The organism is Streptomyces sp. NPDC002838, from assembly GCF_040295365.1.
Taxonomy (GTDB): Bacteria; Actinomycetota; Actinomycetes; order Streptomycetales; family Streptomycetaceae; genus Streptomyces.
The window spans coordinates 324,668-343,988 of sequence record NZ_JBEOVF010000004.1; the positions used below are offsets into that span (position 1 = coordinate 324,668).

Below are 19,321 nucleotides of genomic sequence, written 5' to 3' on the forward strand. Positions count from 1 at the left end.
CGGCAGCCTGGCGCCGTTGGCTGCCTGCGGCGGGGTGGGATCGGCGTCCGCAGGCTGCCTCGATCGGCTGACCGCAGCCTGACGGGGAGGCGGCGTCGGCACACGGCTCATCGGGCATCACCCGCCCTCAACTCCTTCACCGACCCCCTCCGCCCCGACCACCACGCCTGCCCCACCGCCACCCCCACCGCCAGCAGCAGGACCGAGAGCGCCGGTACTGCCAGGGACAGGGCGTCCGTGTGCAGCTCCGCCTCTCCCGGAGGGGATGGTGTCGAGGCCAGGGCGATGGTGGTCAGGTCGATGCCGGGGGAGAGGAGGCGGATCGTGGCCCAGCCGGTCAGGGTGCCGCCCGCCGCGGCCAAGAACGCCTGGGGGAGGGACTCCAGGATCAGGAGGCGGCGGCCCTGGGCGCGGGTGAGGCCCATCGTGCGGAGGCGGGCCAGCAGGGCGATCCGTTCGGGGGCGGTGCGCAGGAGGGCGAGGAGGAGGGCAAGGACGGCGTAGCCGGCGCCGGCCGCCACCGCGGCGGCGTAGACGCGCTCGGCGCCGGACTGGAGGGGTGAGTCCACGTACCCGGCGCGCTCCTCGGCCCGCAGTTGCACATGCCCCGACTCGCCCGCCGCCCGGCGCAGCGCACCCGCGTCGAGGTGGTCGCCGGTCACGAGCAGGGCCGTCGGGCGGGCAGCGGCGTCGCTCAGCCCGGCGCGGTCCACGACCAGGAAGTCGGCGCCCGCGATCGCCGGGGTCCGGTCCCGGACGAGGGTGATCCGGACGGTGACCGTGGTGCCGTCCTCCAGGCGCACCGGGAAGGGCCGGGTGCCGTACGTCCGGGCGGTGGACGGAGAGGCCAGGGCGGGGAGCGGCGCTTCCCGACGCGCCCCTTCGCCGGTCCCGCCCGCGGATTTCCCGGCGCCCGGCTCCCCCAACTCCCCCTCCCCGAAGGCCCCGAGCCCCGTCCGCCCCGCCAACGCCGCGTACGGGCCCGGGTCCACGCCCACCATCGGTATCGTCTGCTCGCCCGCGTCCGGCCTCGCCTGGTACGTGATGCTCGCCTCGACCAGGTCACGCACGCCGGGGGCGCGGCGGATCCGGTCGGGAAGGGGGGTCGGGAGAGGGGTGGTCGACTCGATGCGGGCGTCGGCGCCGACCGCGAGGAGTGCCGCGTGGTCGCGGGCCTCACGCACGCCCGCCAGGACCGAACCGCCGAAGGCCGCGCTGGTCAGTGCGGTGAGCAGCGCCAGCAGGGGGAGCGCCGCGGAGACGGACGTACGGCCCGCGCGGGCCAGGGAGAGGTGGCCCACGACGCCCCGGAGGCGGCCCGCAGGACGGGCCAGTGCGCGCAACGGGAGCGGGTAGAGCCGGACCAGGACCAGCGCGGCGATCACCCCGACCAGGACCGGCGCGAGCGAGGCCAGTTGGTCTCCGGCGGAGCCCGACGTGCCGCGCCGGCGCAGGGTCTCGACCGCGCCGGCGCCCAGGACGACGAGGGTGAGCTCCGCGACCGTACGGCGCCGGGACGGACGTACGGACATGACGTCCTCGCGGCCGCCGTGGACGCGTACCACCCGGTGGGCGGCCGCGGCCCGCAGAGGCAGGGCGGCGCAGGCGACGGCCGTGACCGCGGCGGCCGCCGCGGTCGCCGGGACGGCGCGGTCGCCGGGGAGCGCGAGCAGAGCGGCCGCGAGGCCGAGCGCGCCGGCGGGCAGGGCGACCACTGTCGTCTCGGCGAGCAGCCGCCCCGCCACACCGCGCAGGGAGGCGCCACGGGCGCGCAGCAGGGCGAGTTCGGTGCGGCGGCGGTCGGCTGCGAGACCGCCCGCCATCAGCAGGACGACGGCGGCGACCGTGCCGGTGCCGACCGCGGCGACGGCGACGAGCGGCTGGACGCCCTCGCGCAGGCGGCCGTAGGAGGCGAGGACCTCGTCGAGATCGGTGGTGACGTTCGTGAGCGGGTCGGTCGCCGCGCGTGCCCGGCGCAGGCCCGGGCCGGATTCCAGGGAGGCGATCGCGGAGCGGAGTTCCTCCAGCTCGTGGGCGTGCAGCGCGTCGGCTGCGGGGGCCAGCTGCCAGTACCGCCAGGGGTTTCCGGTCGTGCCCAGCATGGCCGGGGCCGCCTCCGGGGGCAGCAGCAGGGCGCCGAGCCAGTACCGGCTCGCCTCCAAGGTCGGGCCGGGCAGGCGTACCAGGCTGGGAGTGCGCAGAAGGGGCTGGGTCGACCAGTAGGCGCCGGCCGGGTCGCGCGGGGTGACGATCCCGGTGACGCGGACGACGAGCGGGGCGCGTTCCACGCCGGGTACGTGCATCACCGAACCGACCTTGATGCGCAGGCTCTTGGCGGTCTCGGCGCTGACCGCGGCCTCCACCTCGGCCGTCGCCGCAGTCACCTGTCCGGCCGCGCGCGGAAGGCGTCCCGTGCGCACGTCGGCGTGGTCGGCCAGGCCCTGCTGCGCCACGAGGGCGACCTGCGCGGGCAGACCGGACGGCCTCGGCAGCCAGGGGTCCGGCACGGCCTGGTCCCGGGTGGTGCGCACGCCGTACGTCGACTGGGCGCGGTCGGTGACCAGCGGCCGTTCGACGGTGGCGAGGGCGCGGGCGTACTGCCGGGACAGGGGGCCGGGGCGCAGGGCCTCCTCCCGTTGCTCCTGGGTCAGGTCGAGGTCGGGCAGCGGGGCGGCGAGCTGCACACCGATCTCGTCGGGGCGGTTCTGTTCGAGGGCCCGGTGCAGGCCGGCGTCCTCGTACCGGTCGACGGCCCGTGGGAACGCGGCGGCCAGGCACGCGGTCAGCGCCACCAGCAGCGCGAGGGCGCACGCGGCACCGGGGGCGGACCGCAGCCGGGTGCGGACCCAGGGAGCCAGGACCGGATTCACCTCACTCGCCCTCCCGTCACTGGCCCTCCTGCCACTCGCCCTCCCGTTCGCATCACGCGCGCCCCCGTTCGCGTCACTCGCCCTCCCGCTCGCAAGCTCCCGCCCCCGCTCGCCTAGCTCCCGCCCCCGTTCGCGTCACTCGCCCTCCTGTTCGCGCAGTGACGTCACCGGATCCGCCCGGCGCAGCCCGAGCGCCGCCGTGACGAGCACCGGGGTGATGGCCACGGCCACCAGCAGGACCGTCACGTCGGGAACCGGCAGCTCGACCAGCACCCGCGGGACCGGCTGCGCGGCCTCGGAGGTCAGCACGATCAGCGGGACCACGGCCCGCGTCAGCACCGTGCCCAGAACCGTGCCCACCAGCAGCGCCAGCGCCACCAGGACGCCCTGCTCGACGGCGATCGTGCGGGCCAGCCGGCGACGCGGGGCGCCCAGGGCACGCAGTACGGCCAACTCGGTGCCCCGCTCCCGCAGGGAGCCCGCCGCGCTCACCGCGAAGCCCACCGCGGCCAGCGCCGCCGCCACTCCGGCCGCCGCCGTGAACGCGGCCTCGGGGCCCGCGCCGAACGGGTCGTCCCGCAACTGCTCGGCGATCTCTTCCCGGACCACGACCTGCGCCGGATCCATGTCGGGCCGCGCCCGCAGGGCAGCCGCGACGTCGGCCGCCTCGCCCGGCGCCGCCCGCAGCCACCACTCGGTGGGCGTGACGCTCGTGCCGTACCGCGCCTGAATCACCCGGTTCACGGCCCGCAGGTCGACCAGCAGGGCCCCGCCGTCGGCACCGGATCCGGCCGCGGCCGTGGCCGGCAGTGCCCGCACCGAGGCCACGATCCGCACCGGGATGGTCCCGCCGCCGAACGGCACGTCCACGCGCTGCCCGGAGCGGGCCCCCGCCGAGGACAGGAAGCGGTCGGTCGCGACGGCCGTGACCTCGGGCGGCGCGGGCTGCGCGACCCGCAGCCGCACCGTCAGCGAGGAGATGACCCACCTCTCCTCGCGCGGGACGTACCCCGTGCGGTACTCGACCGTCGGCGGTCCGGACGACGTACTCACGCGAGGTTTGGTCGGTTCCGTACGCCCGTCCGGCGACGACACCTCCCCGTCGCTCTGCACGGTGGCCTTCCAGGCGTCGGGCAGGGGCAGTCGCCGTACGGTCCCGTCGGCGTCCGTGGCGGTCAACTCGCCGAGCGTGAAGCGGTGTTGTTCCGCGCGGCCGATCGGCTGGGTCATGACCAGTTGCAGGTCGGTGAGGGTCAGCGGGCCCCGCGAGGCAGGCAGGTTCAGCGTGTGGCTGCGGCCGTCGGCGGGGAGTTCGCCCGCCGACACCCGGTAGGGGGTGCCGTAGCGGTCCTCCAGGGTGGCCGTCACGTCCGCCGTCGTGCCGGATCCCGAGCTGTCCAGGGTCGCCGTCAGCCGCAGCCGGGCGGTGTTCGCCGGTACCTTCGCGCCCGCCGTCGTTCCCTTCGGGCCCAGCCCCGCCAGCAGCGGCCGTACCGGCTCGGACGCCAGGTCGGGGCGCATCAGCACGGCGCCCGCCGCGTGCGCGGTGTCCAGCGCCAGCACCGTCGCGGTCCGGTTGCCGGACAGCGGCAGCTCCGCACGCACCGCGGGGGCGACCTGCCGTACGTGCGGGACGGCCGCGTACTCCTCGGTGCGGCCGAGCCCCGCGTCCCCGGCGGCGAGGACGCGCACCGGCACCCCGGCCCGGAAGTCGGCCTGGTCGTCCTGCGAACGGTCCCAGGAGGCGCCCTGCCCGATCGCCAGCATGCCGAGCGCGACGGCCAGGACCAGCAGCAGCACCGGGCCCGCGCCGCGCATCGGGCGGCGGGCGATCTGCCAGCCCGCCAGCGCCGCGGTCAGCCCGCGCCCACCGGCCGCCCGGCGTTCGGCGAGCCGCGCCACCGGCGGCAGCAGCCGCAGCGTCAGCACCGTCCCGGCCAGCAGCGCGAGCGCGGGCGCCGCCACCAGCAGCGGGTCGATGCCGAGTGTGCCGGACCGGTCGCCGGTGACGGCGCCGGAGGTCTGCCGGTCGAGCTGCCAGTACGCGACACCGGCCACCGCCAGCAGCCCGAGGTCCGCACCGGAGCGCACCGCGGCGGGCAGCGCCCGGGCCCGGCCCGAGGTGAAGGATTCGGTGGAGGAGGTCAGCGCGGGTAGCGTCACCGCCAGCGCGCAGCCCAGCGCCACGCCCGCCGCCACCAGCCACACCCCCACGCGCCCGCCGGCCGGCACGTCCAGGTGCAGCCCGATCCGGGACAGCGGCCCCTGCCCGGCCAGCAGCCGGGTCAGCGGACCCGCGAGCAGCGGGGCGCAGAGCACCGAGGGGACCGCCAGCAGCAGCGCTTCCAGGGCGGCGAGCCCCGCGATCCGGGCGCGGGAGGCGCCGCGGGCCCGCAGCAGCCGGGTCTCGCCCGTGCGTTCGGTACTCAGCAGCCGGGCCACCAGCAACAGGGCACACGCGGCGAGCAGCACCAGCTGGAGGGCGACGATCAGCAGCGTGGAGCGGGAGACGAGCAGCGAGCGGTCGACACGGTCGAGGACGGCGGGCAGCGCGGTGGACGCGGCCGTGGTGCCGCTGAGCGCCGACTGCTCGCGCAGCGCCGCGTTCCCGGCGCGGGCCGCCTCGCGCAAGGCGTCGATCCGCTCGGTCGTCAGCGTCGAGAAGTCGGCCGACGCGAGCCAGGCGGAGGGCCCGGCGCTCACCTTTCCGCCGGTCACGACGCCGGGATCGGTCAGGAGCGGGCCGTACGTGGTGAAGTCGAGCTTGATGACGCCCCGGCCGCGCAGATCGTCCAGCTGCCAGTACGGTGCGTCCGCCCGGGCGGGCCGGTACAGGCCGGTGACCGTGACGGACACCTTCGGCCCGCCCAGCCGGTCGGTGACCGCGAGACGGGCGCCGGGCTCCAGACCGAGGCGCTGGGCGGCGGTCTGTGGGAGGGCGACCTCGACGCCGTGTTCCGCAGGGCGTGGGTATCGCCCGGCGACGAGCCGCACCTGCGACCGGTCCAGGGCGGCGAAGTGGGTCAGGTCCGGGTCCCCGGACCGTTCGGCGGGCGGCTGCAGGGAGCGGGGCAGGGCGTACGGACCGGACCGAACCAGGGTTCGCACGGTCACCGGCAGCCCGTCGAAGGTCTTCCGGGCCCCGTCGCGTACGGCGGTGTCGGCGGCCTTGCGACCGTCCGCGGGCACGTCGGCCTTGACGATCAGCGCGGTGTCGGCGGCGTTGCGGGCATCCCGCAGGGAGTGGCGCAGGGCGGCGTCGCCGATCGCGCCGGAGTAGGCGGCGAGGGTCGCCAGGACCGCCGTGGTCAGCAGGACGGTGAGCAGTGCGGCGGCGAGCAGCAGGCGGTGCGCCCGTGCGCGCAGGAGGACGAACCTCGCGGCCACGCCTAACCCCGTCACCCGGCCCCCCGCCGTTTACCCGCTGCCGTTCCCGCGCTGTTGTCCAGACCTCCGGGTGATGTTGTCAGAGGGCGCGGGCCTCGGGTAAGCGCTTGTGGACCGTACTTGACCGGATTGTGATCGTGATCAGTCGGGGGTGTTCACCATCGAGGCCGCCGCGTACGTCAGGTAGCTCCACAGCGTGTGCTCGTGCTCCTCGGACAGACCCAGTGAGTCGACGGCGTCCCGCATGTGCTTCAGCCAGGCGTCGTGGGCCTCGCGGTTCACGGTGAAGGGGACGTGGCGCATACGCAGCCGGGGGTGGCCGCGGTTGTCGCTGTACGTCGTCGGGCCGCCCCAGTACTGGATCAGGAAGAGCGTGAGGCGCTCCTCGGCCGGGCCCAGGTCCTCCTCGGGGTACATGGGCCGCAGGACCGGGTCCTCGGCGACTCCCTCGTAGAAACGCTGGACCAGGCGGCGGAAGGTCTCCTCCCCGCCGACCTGCTCGTAGAAGGTCTGCTCCTGAAGCGTGCCGCGCCGAATCTCTTTCACGTCACCCATGGTCTCAGACGGGGTGACCGAGGACTCAAGGCTTAGGACCACCCCGTATCGGCCGTTCCGAGTGACCGTACTGAGCGGTCGATTCCGGATTGGCCGGCCGCGGCGCTCGCCTCGCGCCGCGTCGCGCAGGACAGTGGAGTCATGAGCGCGCACGCTCTCGATCAGTACGACAGGGACGACAAGGACGACAAGGGCCTCGCCGACCTCGCCGCGTCGGCGCGGGCGGCACTGGTGCGGGAGATCGACGCGAGCGGCGCCTGGGCCTCCGACCCGGTGTGGCGGGAGGTCTTCGCGGCGGTCCCGCGCCATCTCTTCGTGCCGTACTACTACGTCGGCGGTGGGGGTCCCCCCGCTCGAGCGAATTCGGGAGTGGGGGAGAGCGGCTACGAACGCCGCTGGTGCGAGAACCCCGATCCGGACGCCCGCGAGCGCTGGGTGCGCGGCGCGTACGCCGACGTCCCGTTGGCCACGCGGCTGCGCGACGGCGAGCTGGTCTCCTCCAGCAGTCAGCCCTCGCTGATGGCGATGATGCTGGCCGAGCTGCGGGTGGAGGACGGGAACAGAGTCCTGGAGATCGGCGCGGGCACGGGGTACAACGCGGCCCTGCTGGCCCACCGGCTCGGCGACGACGACCTGGTCACCACCGTCGACCTGGAACCGGAGATCACCGAGGCGGCGCGGCAGCACCTGGCCGCCGCCGACTACCACCCCGTCGTCGTCACCGGCGACGGGGCGCGCGGGGTGCCCGAACGCGCCCCCTTCGACCGGATCATCGCGACCTGCACCCTGTCGTCGATCCCGCACGCCTGGCTTGCCCAGTGCCGCCCCGGCGCCCGGATCCTGACCCCGCTCGCCACGGGCCTGGTCGCCCTCACTGTGCGGGACATCGAGCATGCCGAGGGGCGCTTCCTGCACACGCCCGCCTACTTCGTCCCGCTGCGCGGCGACGTCCCGCCCGAGCCGGAACGGGCCCCGCTGGGCGGGGTGCCGCGCCGGGCCAGGGAGCACGAACTCTTCCGGTTCCTGCTGGCCCTGACCCGCGGCAGCCTCGATCCGCAGGAGGCGCACGCGCTGTGGGAGCGCGAGGGGCAGCCGCAGCGCGAGCGGTACGGCATCACGGTCAGCGGCGGCTACGAGTGGGCGTGGCTGGACGATCCGGAGGGGCCGTACTCCTGGCCCCTCACCTGAATCTTCCCAACCGGGGGTCAGCCCCTGCGAATGGTGATCGTCGTCCAGGCGCCGACGTGCACCCGGTCGCCGTCCTGCAACGGCACCGGCACGAAGGGCTGGATCGGCTCCTCCCCGCCGTTGACGGTCGTGCCGTTCGTGGAGTTCTGGTCGACGACCGCCCAGGAGCCGTCCGGCTGCTGCACCAGTACCGCGTGCTGATGCGAGACGCCCGGGTCCTCCGGCGGCACCGACAGGTCGATGTCGGGGGTGTCGCCGGTGGAGTGGCGGCGGCGGCCGATGGTGACCTGGTTGCCGCTGAGGGTGCGCTGCTGCTCGGGCGAGTACGCGGGCAGGTTGAGTCCCGCGGCCTCGGGGCCGGAGCGCTGCATCATCGCCATGAAGTAGTCGCGGTCCGGGCCGATGGTCGCCGTCCAGGTCGACGGCTGCTGCGGGTAGCCGGGGCCGGGCGCGGGCGGGGCCTGCGTCGGGCCGGGCTGCGGGTAGCCGTAGCCACCGCCCTGTCCGGGACCGCCCGGGCCGCCGGGACCGTTCGGGCCGGGGCCGTTCGGGCCCGGCGGGGAGATCACCCAGTCGTCGCCACCGCCGCCGAAGGACGGACCGCCCTGCTGTGGCCGGTTGGGCTCCTGCGGGGCCCAGGGAGGGGCCCCCGGACCCGACGGGCCGCCCGGACCGGGCTGCTGGAACGCCTGAGGAGCCTGGGGCGGACCTCCATGCCCTCCGGGACCACCATGCCCTCCGGGACCACCATGCCCTCCGGGACCACCATGCCCTCCGGGACCACCAGGCCCTCCGGGGCCGGGCGGCGGCGGAACCGGCCGCGACGGATCGCCACCGAAGGGCCCGGGCCCACCCGGACCACCCTGACCGTGGCCGGGACCACCAGGGCCGGGGCCGGGGCCACCCGGACCGCCGGGCCCCTGCTGGCCGCCGAAGTGCGGGCCCGGCGGGATCGGCTCGGCGGGCCGGTTCACCTGCGAGGGGCGGGAGCTCTGGTACTCGTACGAGTCACCGCCGCCGTACGACGGCCCGGGCTGCTGCTGGAAGCGCACGGCCGGGCTGGGGCCGGGCCCCGGCGCGGGCGGCGCGGCCGGCGTGTAGGACGTGGCCGTGTTGGTCAGGAAGTTCCACCGGCACTCCTCGCAGAACGGCGCGCCGCCCTCACGGGGCGTACGGCACTGCGGGCAGAGCTCGGGCTCGGGGTTCATGTGCGGCGGACGGCCACCGGGCTGACCACCAGGGCCGCCGGGACCGGGACCGCCGGGACCACCGGGCGGCGGGAAGCCATAACCCCCGCCAGGAGGCGGCGGCGGAGGGGGCGGAGGCACGGTTCCGGCCATGCGGTGACCGCACACCTCGCACCAGTCGTCGGAACCCGACTGGTGTCCGTTCGGGCAGGTCGGCATGTCGGCGCTTCCCCCTCTCCTTTTCCGGCCGGTTCGACCGGATTTCTCCAACCCCGAGGGGTCAGGCTCGCTGTTTTCCTGGGTTTTTCTAGGGTCCTGCTACGTCTACTTCTTTACACGAACAGTCTTGGTCGACCGCGTCTCGAGAGTCATCTCGTCGGCCTCCTCGACCTTCGCCTTCAGTCGCACAGTACCTGTCGCGGCATCGACCACGTCCACCACCTTCGCAAGCAGTTTCGCAGTATCCGCGTTTCCCGAGGCGCTCGCGAGCTGAACGGCCCGGCCCAGTTTGGCCGTTGCTCCGTCCATATCTCCGGCTTTGCGAAGATCGAGACCTTGCTGGATGGCTTGGGCCAGTTCGGCCTGCCCGGTGTAGTGGGCGACTTGAGGGTTGATCGACGTGGACGCGACCATGTCGTCGGTCCACACGGCCCGTACGAGACCCTGGGCGCCCAGGGGTTGGGCGGTGCCGTCGGACCGCGGGACGACCAGGGAGACGCGGGCCGCCAGCATCTCCTGGCCGATGTTCGCGGCCGGGACCTCGACGCACACGTGGTAGTCACGGGACTCGTCTCCCCAGGAGCCGGTGGGGTAGTCCCCGGCGCGCGGGCCGGCTTCGGTGCGGCGGTCGGTCAACTCCTCGACGGTGGGCGCCACCTGCTTGACGAATTTCACAGTCGTGCCCACCGGCGTCCACAGCCTGAGGGTGACGTCCGCGACCTCCTTGCCCATGGCCGTCTCCATCATCTGCGTGAAGTCGGCGGACAGGCCCGCCGGATCGGCGACGATGTCGGCGGTGCCGAGCAGCGCGGAGGCGATCCCTGTGACTTCTTTCACTTCCCAGTCGGTGCCCACGCCACGCGCGTCACAGGTGAAGCGCCCGGCGCAGGCGTCCAAGGAGGCCTTCAGGTCCTCGGCCGACTCGTGTTCGTTGCGGCCGTCGGTGAGCAGGATCCCGTGCCGGATGGCGACGTCCGCCGAGGACAGCAGACGGTCGGCCAGCTTCAGCCAGGTGCCGATGGCCGTACCGCCGCCCGCGCTGAGCTTGCGCAGGGCCTGCTTGGCCTGGTCGCGGGTGGTGGCGTCGGCGACGGCGAGGCGGCCGCCGCCCGGATAGACCTCTTTGGCGAGGTGCGTGCCGCCGACCACCGCGAAGTGCACGCCGTCGCGCAGGGTGTCGATGGCGGCGGCGGTCGCGTCGCGGGCGTTGCGCATCTTGGTCGGCGGGTAGTCCATCGACCCCGAGCAGTCGACCATGATCGCCACGGCGGCGGACGGGCCCTGCCCCGGCGAGTAGAGGTGGGGCGCCGCGACCGCGCTGCCGATCGTGCCGCCGCCGGTGGCGGTCACCGTGACGATCGCGTTGACCTCGCGCCCGCCCTCTGGCAGGTACTCGTTCTGGTACACGTCCACCGAGAACTGCGGCACGTTCGACTTGGCGAAATTGGCCATGCCTACTCAAATCCCCCTCGAAGACCCCGCCGAGGCGAGGCGATGCCTGTGGGCGGACCGGTCCCCTCCGGTCCGCCCGACTTCCCCGTTCGAGGCTGTACGCGGCCGTCTGCAGCCGATGTGCGGCCGTACGCAGCCGTATGCGATGTATGCCCTAGACCGATCCTGCCCCTTGCGGCGGGGCCGGGAACGGCAGGACGGCCACTGTTACGTTGTCGTGGCCCCCGCCGTCGAGGGCGTGGCCGACCAGGACGCGGGCGCTGTGCAGGGGGCGTACGGCGGCATCCAGCGGCACGACCTCTGCCATCTCCCCGGCCGCCTCCGCGTAGTTCCACAGGCCGTCGGTGCACACCACCACCACACCCGGCCGGTCCGGCTTGAAGGAAGCGGTGTGCGGCTCCAGTTCATAGGCGTCCGCGCCGAGCCAGCCGGTGATCGCGTGGGCGCGCTCGTCGGCGTACGCCTCCGCCTCGTTCATCAGGCCCGCGGCGACCATCTGCGCGGCCCACGAGTCGTCCTCGGTGAGCCGGGCCGGGGGAGCGCTGCGGTCCACCGGGACCCAGTAGGCGCGGCTGTCGCCGACCCAGCCGACGACGAGCAGACCGGAGGTCACCACCGCGCCGACGAGGGTGCAGGCGGGGGCGTTCTGGTGGGGGAGCTGTTCCAGGGCCGTGGCGGGCTCGGCGGCCAGGGAGTTGACCGCGCGGGAGGCGGCGACGATCGCGTCGTGCATCGCCTGCTGCGGATGCGTGCCGAGCGGCAGGGCCGCCAGCAGCGCCTCGCTCGCCGCCCGGGACGCGGCCAGCGAGGCGTCGTCCGGGCGGGTCGCGGAGGACACGCCGTCGCAGACGATCGCCAGGACAGCGGACGAGCCGTCGGGCAGTGCCGCACAGCCGAGGGCGAACGCGTCCTCGTTGCGGTGGTGGCGCAGGCCCCGGTCGCTGACGGCGGCGACCGGGCCGGCGTCCTGCTCCATGTGGTCGCGTTCGCGCGGCTGGGCGTGTCCGCAGTTCTCGCAGTAGCCGTCGCTGTCGACCCGGCCCGCCCGGCACGCCACGCACACCTTGGTGCCCTCGGCAGCCGCCGGGGTCGGGACATCGGAAAAGGCGGTGTCGGCCACGCGGGGGTCGGGCGCCTGCAGCAGGTACTCGTCGGGCTCCGGCGGGTGGTCGAACCGTACGCTCGCGGCCGGGGACACCGACGAGCCCGTGAACGGGGGCGTCTCGGGCGCCGGCGGCAGCTCGCGGCCGCCCGAGTCCGTGCCCTGAAGGTCTGTTGGCAGATGCATCCCTGCCGGGTGGCCGAAGCCACCGGTCCCGGGGGCGACGGGCCAGGCCATGCCGGGGGTGCCCTCCGGCGGGGTCGTGCCGTTCAGGGCGACGGTCGGGTGGTCCGCCGGTCGTGCGGGTACGGCGGACAGGTCGTATCCGCACGCACCGCAGAAACGGTCACCCGACTCGAGCGGCTCCTCGCAGCTCGGACACCTCGACAGGGCGGTCTGCTGGGGCATCTGCGACATCAACTACACCCATGTCCGGGGGCGGTAACGGTTGGCACGTTCCACCAGGTCGATCCTCTCCTCGCCGCCCCGGGCGAGCCGGGCCAGCGTGCGGTACGAGCGCTCCAGGCCGAAGCGCAGGCCCCGCTCGTCCAGGCCGCTGCCGAGCAGCACCCGCCCTCCGGCGGAGGGCGGGACGGAACCCTGGCCACCGGAGAGTATCCAGTCCAGCGCACAGCCGAGGACTTCCGCCGACAACTGCTCACGCCGGGCCGGATCCAGACCGTACGCCTCCAGGGCCTCGACCTGACCGGCGGCCGCGGTCAGATCGTCCAGGAAGGGTACGTCGGATGCGGCCGCCGTGCGTTGCCGCAGCCGCGCCCGTACGGCCGCCACGCGCGCGGCCGTGTAGTGGATGGAGGACTCCGGGACCGACTCCAGCGTCCGTACGGCGCCCCGCCGGTCGCCGGTGGCCAGCTGGACGCGGGCCAGGCCGAAGGCGGCGCTCACATGGCTCGGGTCGGTCGACCACACCAGGCAGTAGTACTCGGCGGCGTTGTCCAGCTGCCCGAGCACCTCCGCGCACAGGCTGAGGGCGAGCTTGGGGGCGATCTCGCCGGGGAAGGCGTCGTAGATCGCGTCGAAGGCGAGCGCGGCGTCCTCGTTGTCGCCGGTCACCAGCGCGGCCACGCCCCGGTACCAGACGACCCGCCAGTCGTCGGGGCGTTCCTCCTCCAGCCGGAGCAGCGCCTCGTGGGCGGTGCGCGTGTCGCCGTTCTCCAGCCAGGCGCGGATCTGCCGCAGCCGCGTCTCGGTCGACCGGGCCGGCGCCGCCGCGAGGGCGCCGAGCAACTCGGCCGGCGCGGTGGTCATCAGGCCGGCCAGGAAACCGGCGTTGGGATCGCCGGGGTCGACATGCGGGACGGGCAGCGCGAGGGCGGCGCCGGAGGCGTTGACCGGCTTGACCAGGTTCGCCGTACCTCCGACGGTGATCGCGGGCCGCTCGGCAGGCTCGGAGGTCCGTCCCCGCGCAGCCACGACCCGCGCGCCCAACCGGGACACCTCCCCGTCCAGCTTGGGGAACAACTCCGTGTCGGTGACTTTGACTTCGGGGCCGAACAGCGTCGACAGGGCCGGCCGGGCCCGGCCCGTCTGGAGGGAGACGACCTCCCGCAGGACGCCCGTCAGCTGCTCCGCCATCTCCTGCGCGGAGGCGAACCGGCGGGCCGGATCCGGGTCGGTGGCGCGCACCAGCAACCGGTAGAAGGACTCGTACTGCCGGAAGACCTCGATGTTGTCCGGGTCGGGCAGGGAGTCCACGAAGACGTTCGTGTAGCCCTGGAAGTCGAAGGTCAGCACGGCGAGCGTGCGGCCGACGGTGTACAGGTCGCTCGCCACCGACGGGCCGACCTCGGCGACCTCCGGCGCCTGGTAGCCGACCGTGCCGTAGATGGCCGACTCCTCGTCGTCCATCCTGCGCACCGCGCCCATGTCGATCAGCTTGAGCTGGTCCTCGGTCTGGATGGCGTTGTCGACCTTGAAGTCGCAGTACAGCAGGTTGCGGCTGTGCAGATGGCCGAGCGCCTCCAGAGCCTCGATGCCGTACGCGCACGCCTGCTCCACCGGCAGCGGATCGCGCCTGCCCTCCGGTGTACGGCGTGCGTTCGCGATCTCCTTCAGGGACTTGCCGCCGACGTACTCCATGACGATGTACCCGTCCAGCGAGCCGGTGCGCTGGTCGAGGTGCTCGACGAAGTTGTAGATCCGCACGATGTTGGCGTGCTCGATCTCCGCGAGGAAGCGCCGCTCGGAGATCGCCGCCGCCATCGCGTCCTGGTCGCCGGTGTCCAGGAGGCCCTTGAGGACCACCCAGCGGTCGGAGACCGCGCGGTCCACGGCGAGGTAGATCCAGCCGAGGCCGCCGTGCGCCAGACACCCCACGACCTCGTACTGGCCGTGCACGACGTCGCCGGTCTTCAGCTTCGGGACGAAGGAGTACGGGTGGCCGCACTTCGTGCAGAAGCCCTCCGTGCGCCCCGGCCGCTCCCCGCGCGCCCGCCCGACCGGCGCCCCGCAGTCGGAGCGCGAGCAGAACCGCTTCCGCTCGGGCACCTCGGCCTTGTCCAGGACCATCGCGCGCGGGTCGGGCCGCGGCACGCCCGGCACGTCGACCAGGCCCGCGCCCAGCCGCCCGCGCGCGGAGGACCCGGCGCCGGAACCGGAGCTGCGCACCGACACCGAGCGGCCCGTGGACTTGCCCGACACCGCGCGCGAGAGCCGTCCCGACACCGAGCGCCGCGACTTCGACGACTGCGACGACGTACGCGAACTGCGGCTGCTGGAGCGGGAACTCCCGCTCCCCGACGAACCCCGGGAGCCCTTGCCGCCGCCGGTGATCCCGGTGGGCGGCGAGCCGACCATGCCGGTCGTCGAGACCACCGGGGCGAGACCGCACGTGTCGCAGTACAGCTCGCCGCCGCCCACGTCCTCGTACGACCCGTCGCAGTCGGGCCGCTGGCAGGTCTGTGGTGGCTGACTCATGACGACGCAGTACCCCCTCTGTCGCTCACGCTCCGGGCCCCCTACGGTCCTGAGGCCCGCCCTGCCCGGGCACACGCGGAGTGCCGAGCAGTTCGGCGGCCGCCTGCTGGTAGCGCAGCACGGCCTGTTCGGCGACGCGCAGATCGCAGGGCGCGCTCCACAGCATCCGCCGCGCCGCGTCGTACCGCTCCACCAGCAGCGGGTCCTCCGCGAGGCCGTGCCGGGCGACCTTCGCCTTGTACGCGTCGAGGCGGCCGCGCAGCTCCGCGCGGACCGCCAAGGGCGCGGTGACCGCGGTCAACGACTCCCGGGCGCGCAGCAGTTCGTCCTCCGCCTTCTGCTCCAGCGACTCCAGGAGCGGGGACAGGCGGTGCCACTGGGCGTGTCTGCGGTACTCGGCGGCCGTCGCCAGCTGCTCCTGCAGCACGGTCGGCGGGCCGCTGACCACCGGCACCTCCGTGGCGGCGATCTTCGCCAGGACCTCACCGCGAGCGGTGCGCGCCTCGGCGAGCGTGCGGTCCGCGCGGGAGAGCACGTCCCGCAGCTTGACCAGCCGCGCCTCCGCGTCCTGCCGGACGGTCAGTACGGCGTCGATCTCCCGGCGCACGTCCTCCAGGGCGCGCGCCTCACGGTCGTACACCGTGGTGTCCGGCCGGCCCCCGCCCGGCGCCGTGCTGCCCTCGGCGGGCTTCCAGTACGCGAGCGGGTCGGAGACCACCTGCTCGCGCAGGGACGTCAGGGTGCGCGTGATGCGCTCCAGGTCGTCGCCCGCCGGGTGTTCGCCGGGGCGCACGCCGACGGAGTGCGCGAGCCTGCGGGTGCGCTGGAGCTCCGCGGCCAGTAAGTCGATGCGGGCGGGCAGCGCCGACCATACGGCGTCGGCGGCGACCACCATGTCCAGCGAGGTCGCGTACAGCTCGTTCATCCGGTCCACCAGCGTGACCAGGGAGAACTGTTCGCTCAGTTTGCTCGAACCGCCGTGCGGCGTCGGTGCGTTGGCGGTCGCCGTGGCGGAGCCCGCGACCGTGACGGACTCGCCGCGCAGCAGCTCGGTCAGCTCCACCAGGTCGTCACGGCTGGACCAGCGGCGGCGGGCGCGGATCTCCCGGGCCGAGCGCAACGCGTCGGTGTACGCGTCGAAGTACGCCCACAGCAAGGTGATCGACGCCTCCGTGGCCTGCCAGCGCTCCTTGGTCGTGCCCGTGAGCTCGGCGCCTTCGAGGAGTCTGCGGCCCGCGTGGTCCTGCAGGGCGAGGAGCGAGGTCTCGATCGCCTCGTGCTCCGCGCCGAGCCGCGCCAGCGCACGGTCCACCTCGTCCCGGTCCATCACCGGCCCGGCGGGGTCCGTGACGCCCATCGATCACCTCTCGCTGCGTTGTGTTCCGTCGGGTTCTCTGTGTTCCGTCGGGTTCTCTGTCCTCGGTGCGTTGTGTATATGCGGTGCGTTGTTGATATTCGTTGCTGTTCCGTCAGCTCTTGCGCAGGTACTGCGGTGGCGGCGGTTCCGCCGTCGAGGAGTCCTTGCCCAGTGTCGCCGACAGCCACCTGTCGTACGACGCCTGCCAGCCCCCGGCGGTGTCCTGGCGGTACTCCACCAGGATCTGGTTGACCCGGCGTACCAGATCGTCGGCGTCCTTCTTCATCGCCACGCCGTAGTACTCGGTGGTGAAGGGGGAGCCCTTCAGTTCGACCGTCGGGTCCTGCGCGGCCTGGCTCGCGGCGAGCGCGCCGTCGGTGACCACGGCGTCGACCTCGCCGAGCTGCAGCCTTACCAGGCAGTCGAGTTGGTTGGGTACCGTCGTATGGATGTCGGCGGAGGAGACGAGCTCGCCCGCCTTCTTGTCGCCGGCCAGCTTCGTGTTCGCAGTGGAGCCCTTGGCCGTACAGATCCTCTGGTCCGCGAGCGAGTCGTCGTACCCGGTGATCGTCGAGGACTTGGGGGCTAGGAGCTGCTGGCCGGTCTTGAAGTAGGGCGCCGAGAACGCCACTTCGCCCAGGCGTTCACAGTTGATCGTCATCGTCCGGACGACCATGTCGACGCGGCCGCCCTGGATCGCCGGGATGCGCTGGTCGGTGGGGATGGCCTTGAACTGGACCGCGTCCGGGTCGCCGAGTATGTCCTCGGCGATCCGGTGGACCAGGTCGATGTCGAAGCCCTCCAGATCGGCGCCGGCGCCGCTGTTCGGGTCGCGGTAGCCCCAGCGGTAGCTGTTCTGGTCGACGCCGACGATCAGCTTGCGCTTCTCGCCCTGGCGGCTCTTGATCGCGTCGATCGTGGCGCCGTCCGTGTCCGACGGGGACAGGGTCTGCTTCTCCGGGGCCTCGCACTCCACCTCGGCCCGTGCCTGGCTGCCGTGGGTGAAGCCTCCGCCGCCGGTGGCCGTGCCGCTGCCGTCGGTTTCCGACCGGATCAGCGGCAGCAGCAGCGCGAAGACCACCGCCAGGGCGCACACGACCGCCATCGCACCCACACCGCCCCAGCCCCTCAGGGCGGCCCGCAAACGTCGTCCCCGCATCGTCACGCCCCCTTTCACCGGGCCCTTCACCGGTATTCCGACAGCCTGCGGCCGATGCCCAGCACCGCGCCGGCCGCGCCCAGGACCGCGAGAGCGGCGGTGCCCACCGGCAGCCCGGACAACGCGTCCAGGCCGTCACCGGCTGCCTGCTTGAACTCGGTCTCCTCATGGTCGAGCGCCTTGACGAGATTCGCGTCGACACTGTCGAAGCACTCGCCGGTCGCGCCCTTGGCGCCGATCACCTTGTCCAGCGCCGCTTCGTAGTTGCCCTTCTCGTCCTCTGCGCGGGCGTCGGTGTGACGCTTCTTCCACTCCGTCATGTTGCCCACGGCCGCGGTGACCGGCTGCTCGCCGGTGGTGTCGTCGGCGAGCTTCTCCGCCTCGGTCAGGCCCTTGCCGAGGAGGTTCATGTTCGTCTGGAAGTCGTGGTCGTAGGCGTCGACGGTGTTCTCGCCCACCTTGACCGTCTCGGCGCCGCGGGCCACCAGCGTCAGGTTCTCGTTGCCGCGCGCCTTCAGGGAGGCGATGCGGGCGTCGTGCAGCACCTTCAGCGAGCGGACGCCGTGGTCGTAGGAGTCGTTCAGGTTCGCGCGCGCGACGCTGTGGCCGACGACCAGCCAGAGCAGCACCACCGTGGCAGTGGCCGTGGCGGCGACCAGGCCGTGGTTCAGGACACGGTTGGTGCGGCGGTAGTTGCGGTGCTGGGCCCAGGCGAGCGCGGCCAGCGCGAGGACGCCGAGGGCGATCGCCGCCCACGGGTAGGGCGTGGCGGCGGCGTAGTCGGCGCGCAGGCGCTCGTTCTCCTTCTTGTACAGGTCCTCGGCCGCCGGGAGCATCTGCTCCTGCATCTTCTCGTTGGCGTACCGCAGGTAGGCGCCGCCGACCGGGAAGCCCAGGCGGTTGTACGTCCGGGCGCGCTCCACCAGGCCCTTGTACTCCGGCAGCAGCCGGTTGAGCCTGGCCACGGTCTGCGCCGACGGAGAGTCGGGGTCGGAGTTGGCGGCGGCCTGGACCAGGCCCTCGGCGGCGGTGTCGATGTCCTTCTCGTACCGGTCGCGGGAGGCGGCCGTCTCCTGGCCGCCGGCCAGGAAGCCGCTGGAGGCGGCGGTGTTGGCGTCGGCCAGCGCGCGGTAGATGTCGGCCGCGGCGGAGCTGAGCGGCTGGCTGTTGTTCAGCACGTCGTCGGCGGCGGTCGAGCGGTCGGTCGTCTGCCAGGCGGTGACGGCGCCGAAGGCGACGACCAGGAGGGCGAGGAACGCGCCGATGACGCGAAGCCGGCCGGGTTCGGTGGTGGCGGCGGTGCGCAGGCGGTCTACGCCCTCGGCGAAGGCGGTGCGGCGTGGGGGTGTGGGGGCGGGTGTGGGTGCGGGTGCCTGCGGCGCGGGGACGGTGGGGGGAGCGGGCGGGCTGGCCTGGACGGGCGGGCCGGGTTGCGGAGGGACGGCCGGCATGGTGGGCATGCCGGATCCCGGTGGTGGTGCCGCGCTGCTCTTCGGGTGTGTCACCGTGACCTCCCCCATGGTCATCCGTCGCCGCAAGTATCGCTGCCGGTACTGACATTCGCACCGGCCTTGGCTGGATCTTGATCGGATCGCAGCGGAACGCCTGCCGGCGGCTCGGCGGCGTCCCGCACCACCCCTTGCCCATGAATACGCCGTCGGAATCGGTTCGGTTCCCTTGTGGGGGCTCGTGGGGGCTCGTGGGGGCTCGTGGGGGCTTGTGGGGGTGCTGGGGCGGGGGATGCCTGCGGCGGCCTGCTCGGGTGGGGTGGGGGTGTGCGTAGCGCCCTGTGTTGGGTGGTGGGTCGGGGCCGCGTCGGGGGGTGTCCGTCCTCGGAACGGCGCGGAATTGGCCACTTACCGACGTGCCCGTGTTGACGCGCCAACCGCTGCGGGCGGACACCCCCCG

Annotated in this window: 11 protein-coding genes; 1 reads left to right on the forward strand and 10 read right to left on the reverse strand. The window is 73.7% G+C overall.

Annotated features, from left to right (window positions below; translation table 11 throughout):
* Positions 1–107: 107 nt before the first annotated feature.
* The 3 genes from ABT063_RS08545 to ABT063_RS08555 all read right to left on the reverse strand — a co-directional run bounded on the left by ABT063_RS08545 (position 108) and on the right by ABT063_RS08555 (position 6,812).
* Positions 108–2,870, reverse strand: a complete 2,763-nt coding sequence (locus tag ABT063_RS08545) for an ABC transporter permease (protein WP_351056442.1) — start codon at positions 2,868–2,870, stop codon at positions 108–110.
* Positions 2,871–3,005: 135 nt separating this feature from the next.
* A complete protein-coding gene (locus tag ABT063_RS08550; protein ID WP_351056443.1) occupies positions 3,006–6,257 on the reverse strand; it encodes an ABC transporter permease in 3,252 nt (1,083 codons plus the stop codon).
* Between the two features lie 141 nt (positions 6,258–6,398).
* Complete coding sequence (locus ABT063_RS08555; protein WP_351056444.1) at positions 6,399–6,812, reverse strand: globin; 414 nt, start codon at positions 6,810–6,812, stop codon at positions 6,399–6,401.
* 141 nt (positions 6,813–6,953) lie between these two features.
* On the opposite strand from ABT063_RS08555, the gene ABT063_RS08560 reads away from it, so the two are divergent.
* The gene (locus tag ABT063_RS08560; RefSeq protein ID WP_351056445.1) at positions 6,954–8,000 is read left to right on the forward strand and encodes a methyltransferase domain-containing protein; all 1,047 of its coding nucleotides are present in this window, start codon (positions 6,954–6,956) and stop codon (positions 7,998–8,000) included.
* A gap of 17 nt (positions 8,001–8,017) precedes the next feature.
* On the opposite strand, the gene ABT063_RS08565 is transcribed toward ABT063_RS08560, so the two are convergent.
* The 7 genes from ABT063_RS08565 to ABT063_RS08595 all read right to left on the reverse strand — a co-directional run bounded on the left by ABT063_RS08565 (position 8,018) and on the right by ABT063_RS08595 (position 18,864).
* Entirely contained in the window at positions 8,018–9,406 is a 1,389-nt protein-coding gene (locus ABT063_RS08565; RefSeq protein ID WP_351056446.1) for an FHA domain-containing protein, read from the reverse strand.
* Positions 9,407–9,511: 105 nt separating this feature from the next.
* Positions 9,512–10,858 (reverse strand): vWA domain-containing protein, encoded by a 1,347-nt coding sequence (locus tag ABT063_RS08570; RefSeq protein ID WP_351056447.1) that lies wholly within the window; start codon positions 10,856–10,858, stop codon positions 9,512–9,514.
* Between the two features lie 154 nt (positions 10,859–11,012).
* Entirely contained in the window at positions 11,013–12,380 is a 1,368-nt protein-coding gene (locus ABT063_RS08575; RefSeq protein ID WP_351056448.1) for a PP2C family protein-serine/threonine phosphatase, read from the reverse strand.
* Positions 12,381–14,897: a serine/threonine-protein kinase gene (locus ABT063_RS08580; RefSeq protein ID WP_351056449.1), complete on the reverse strand. Its 2,517-nt coding sequence runs from the start codon at positions 14,895–14,897 to the stop codon at positions 12,381–12,383.
* Between the two features lie 25 nt (positions 14,898–14,922).
* Positions 14,923–16,254, reverse strand: a complete 1,332-nt coding sequence (locus ABT063_RS08585; protein WP_351056450.1) for a hypothetical protein — start codon at positions 16,252–16,254, stop codon at positions 14,923–14,925.
* 112 nt (positions 16,255–16,366) lie between these two features.
* Positions 16,367–17,413 (reverse strand): glutamate ABC transporter substrate-binding protein, encoded by a 1,047-nt coding sequence (locus ABT063_RS08590; RefSeq protein WP_351056451.1) that lies wholly within the window; start codon positions 17,411–17,413, stop codon positions 16,367–16,369.
* Positions 17,414–17,439: 26 nt separating this feature from the next.
* Positions 17,440–18,864, reverse strand: a complete 1,425-nt coding sequence (locus ABT063_RS08595) for a GlnX family signal transduction membrane protein (RefSeq protein WP_351056466.1) — start codon at positions 18,862–18,864, stop codon at positions 17,440–17,442.
* Positions 18,865–19,321: the final 457 nt, after the last annotated feature.

Bases quoted from the DNA above. Each gene is read 5' to 3' on its own strand.
- ABT063_RS08560 (WP_351056445.1), top strand. From the start codon at position 6,954: ATGAGCGCGCACGCTCTCGATCAGTACGACAGGGACGACAAGGACGAC.
- ABT063_RS08585 (WP_351056450.1), bottom strand. From the start codon at position 16,254: ATGGGCGTCACGGACCCCGCCGGGCCGGTGATGGACCGGGACGAGGTG.
- ABT063_RS08570 (WP_351056447.1), bottom strand. From the start codon at position 10,858: ATGGCCAATTTCGCCAAGTCGAACGTGCCGCAGTTCTCGGTGGACGTG.
- ABT063_RS08590 (WP_351056451.1), bottom strand. From the start codon at position 17,413: ATGCGGGGACGACGTTTGCGGGCCGCCCTGAGGGGCTGGGGCGGTGTG.
- ABT063_RS08595 (WP_351056466.1), bottom strand. From the start codon at position 18,864: ATGCCGGCCGTCCCTCCGCAACCCGGCCCGCCCGTCCAGGCCAGCCCG.
- ABT063_RS08580 (WP_351056449.1), bottom strand. From the start codon at position 14,897: ATGAGTCAGCCACCACAGACCTGCCAGCGGCCCGACTGCGACGGGTCG.
- ABT063_RS08565 (WP_351056446.1), bottom strand. From the start codon at position 9,406: ATGCCGACCTGCCCGAACGGACACCAGTCGGGTTCCGACGACTGGTGC.
- ABT063_RS08555 (WP_351056444.1), bottom strand. From the start codon at position 6,812: ATGGGTGACGTGAAAGAGATTCGGCGCGGCACGCTTCAGGAGCAGACC.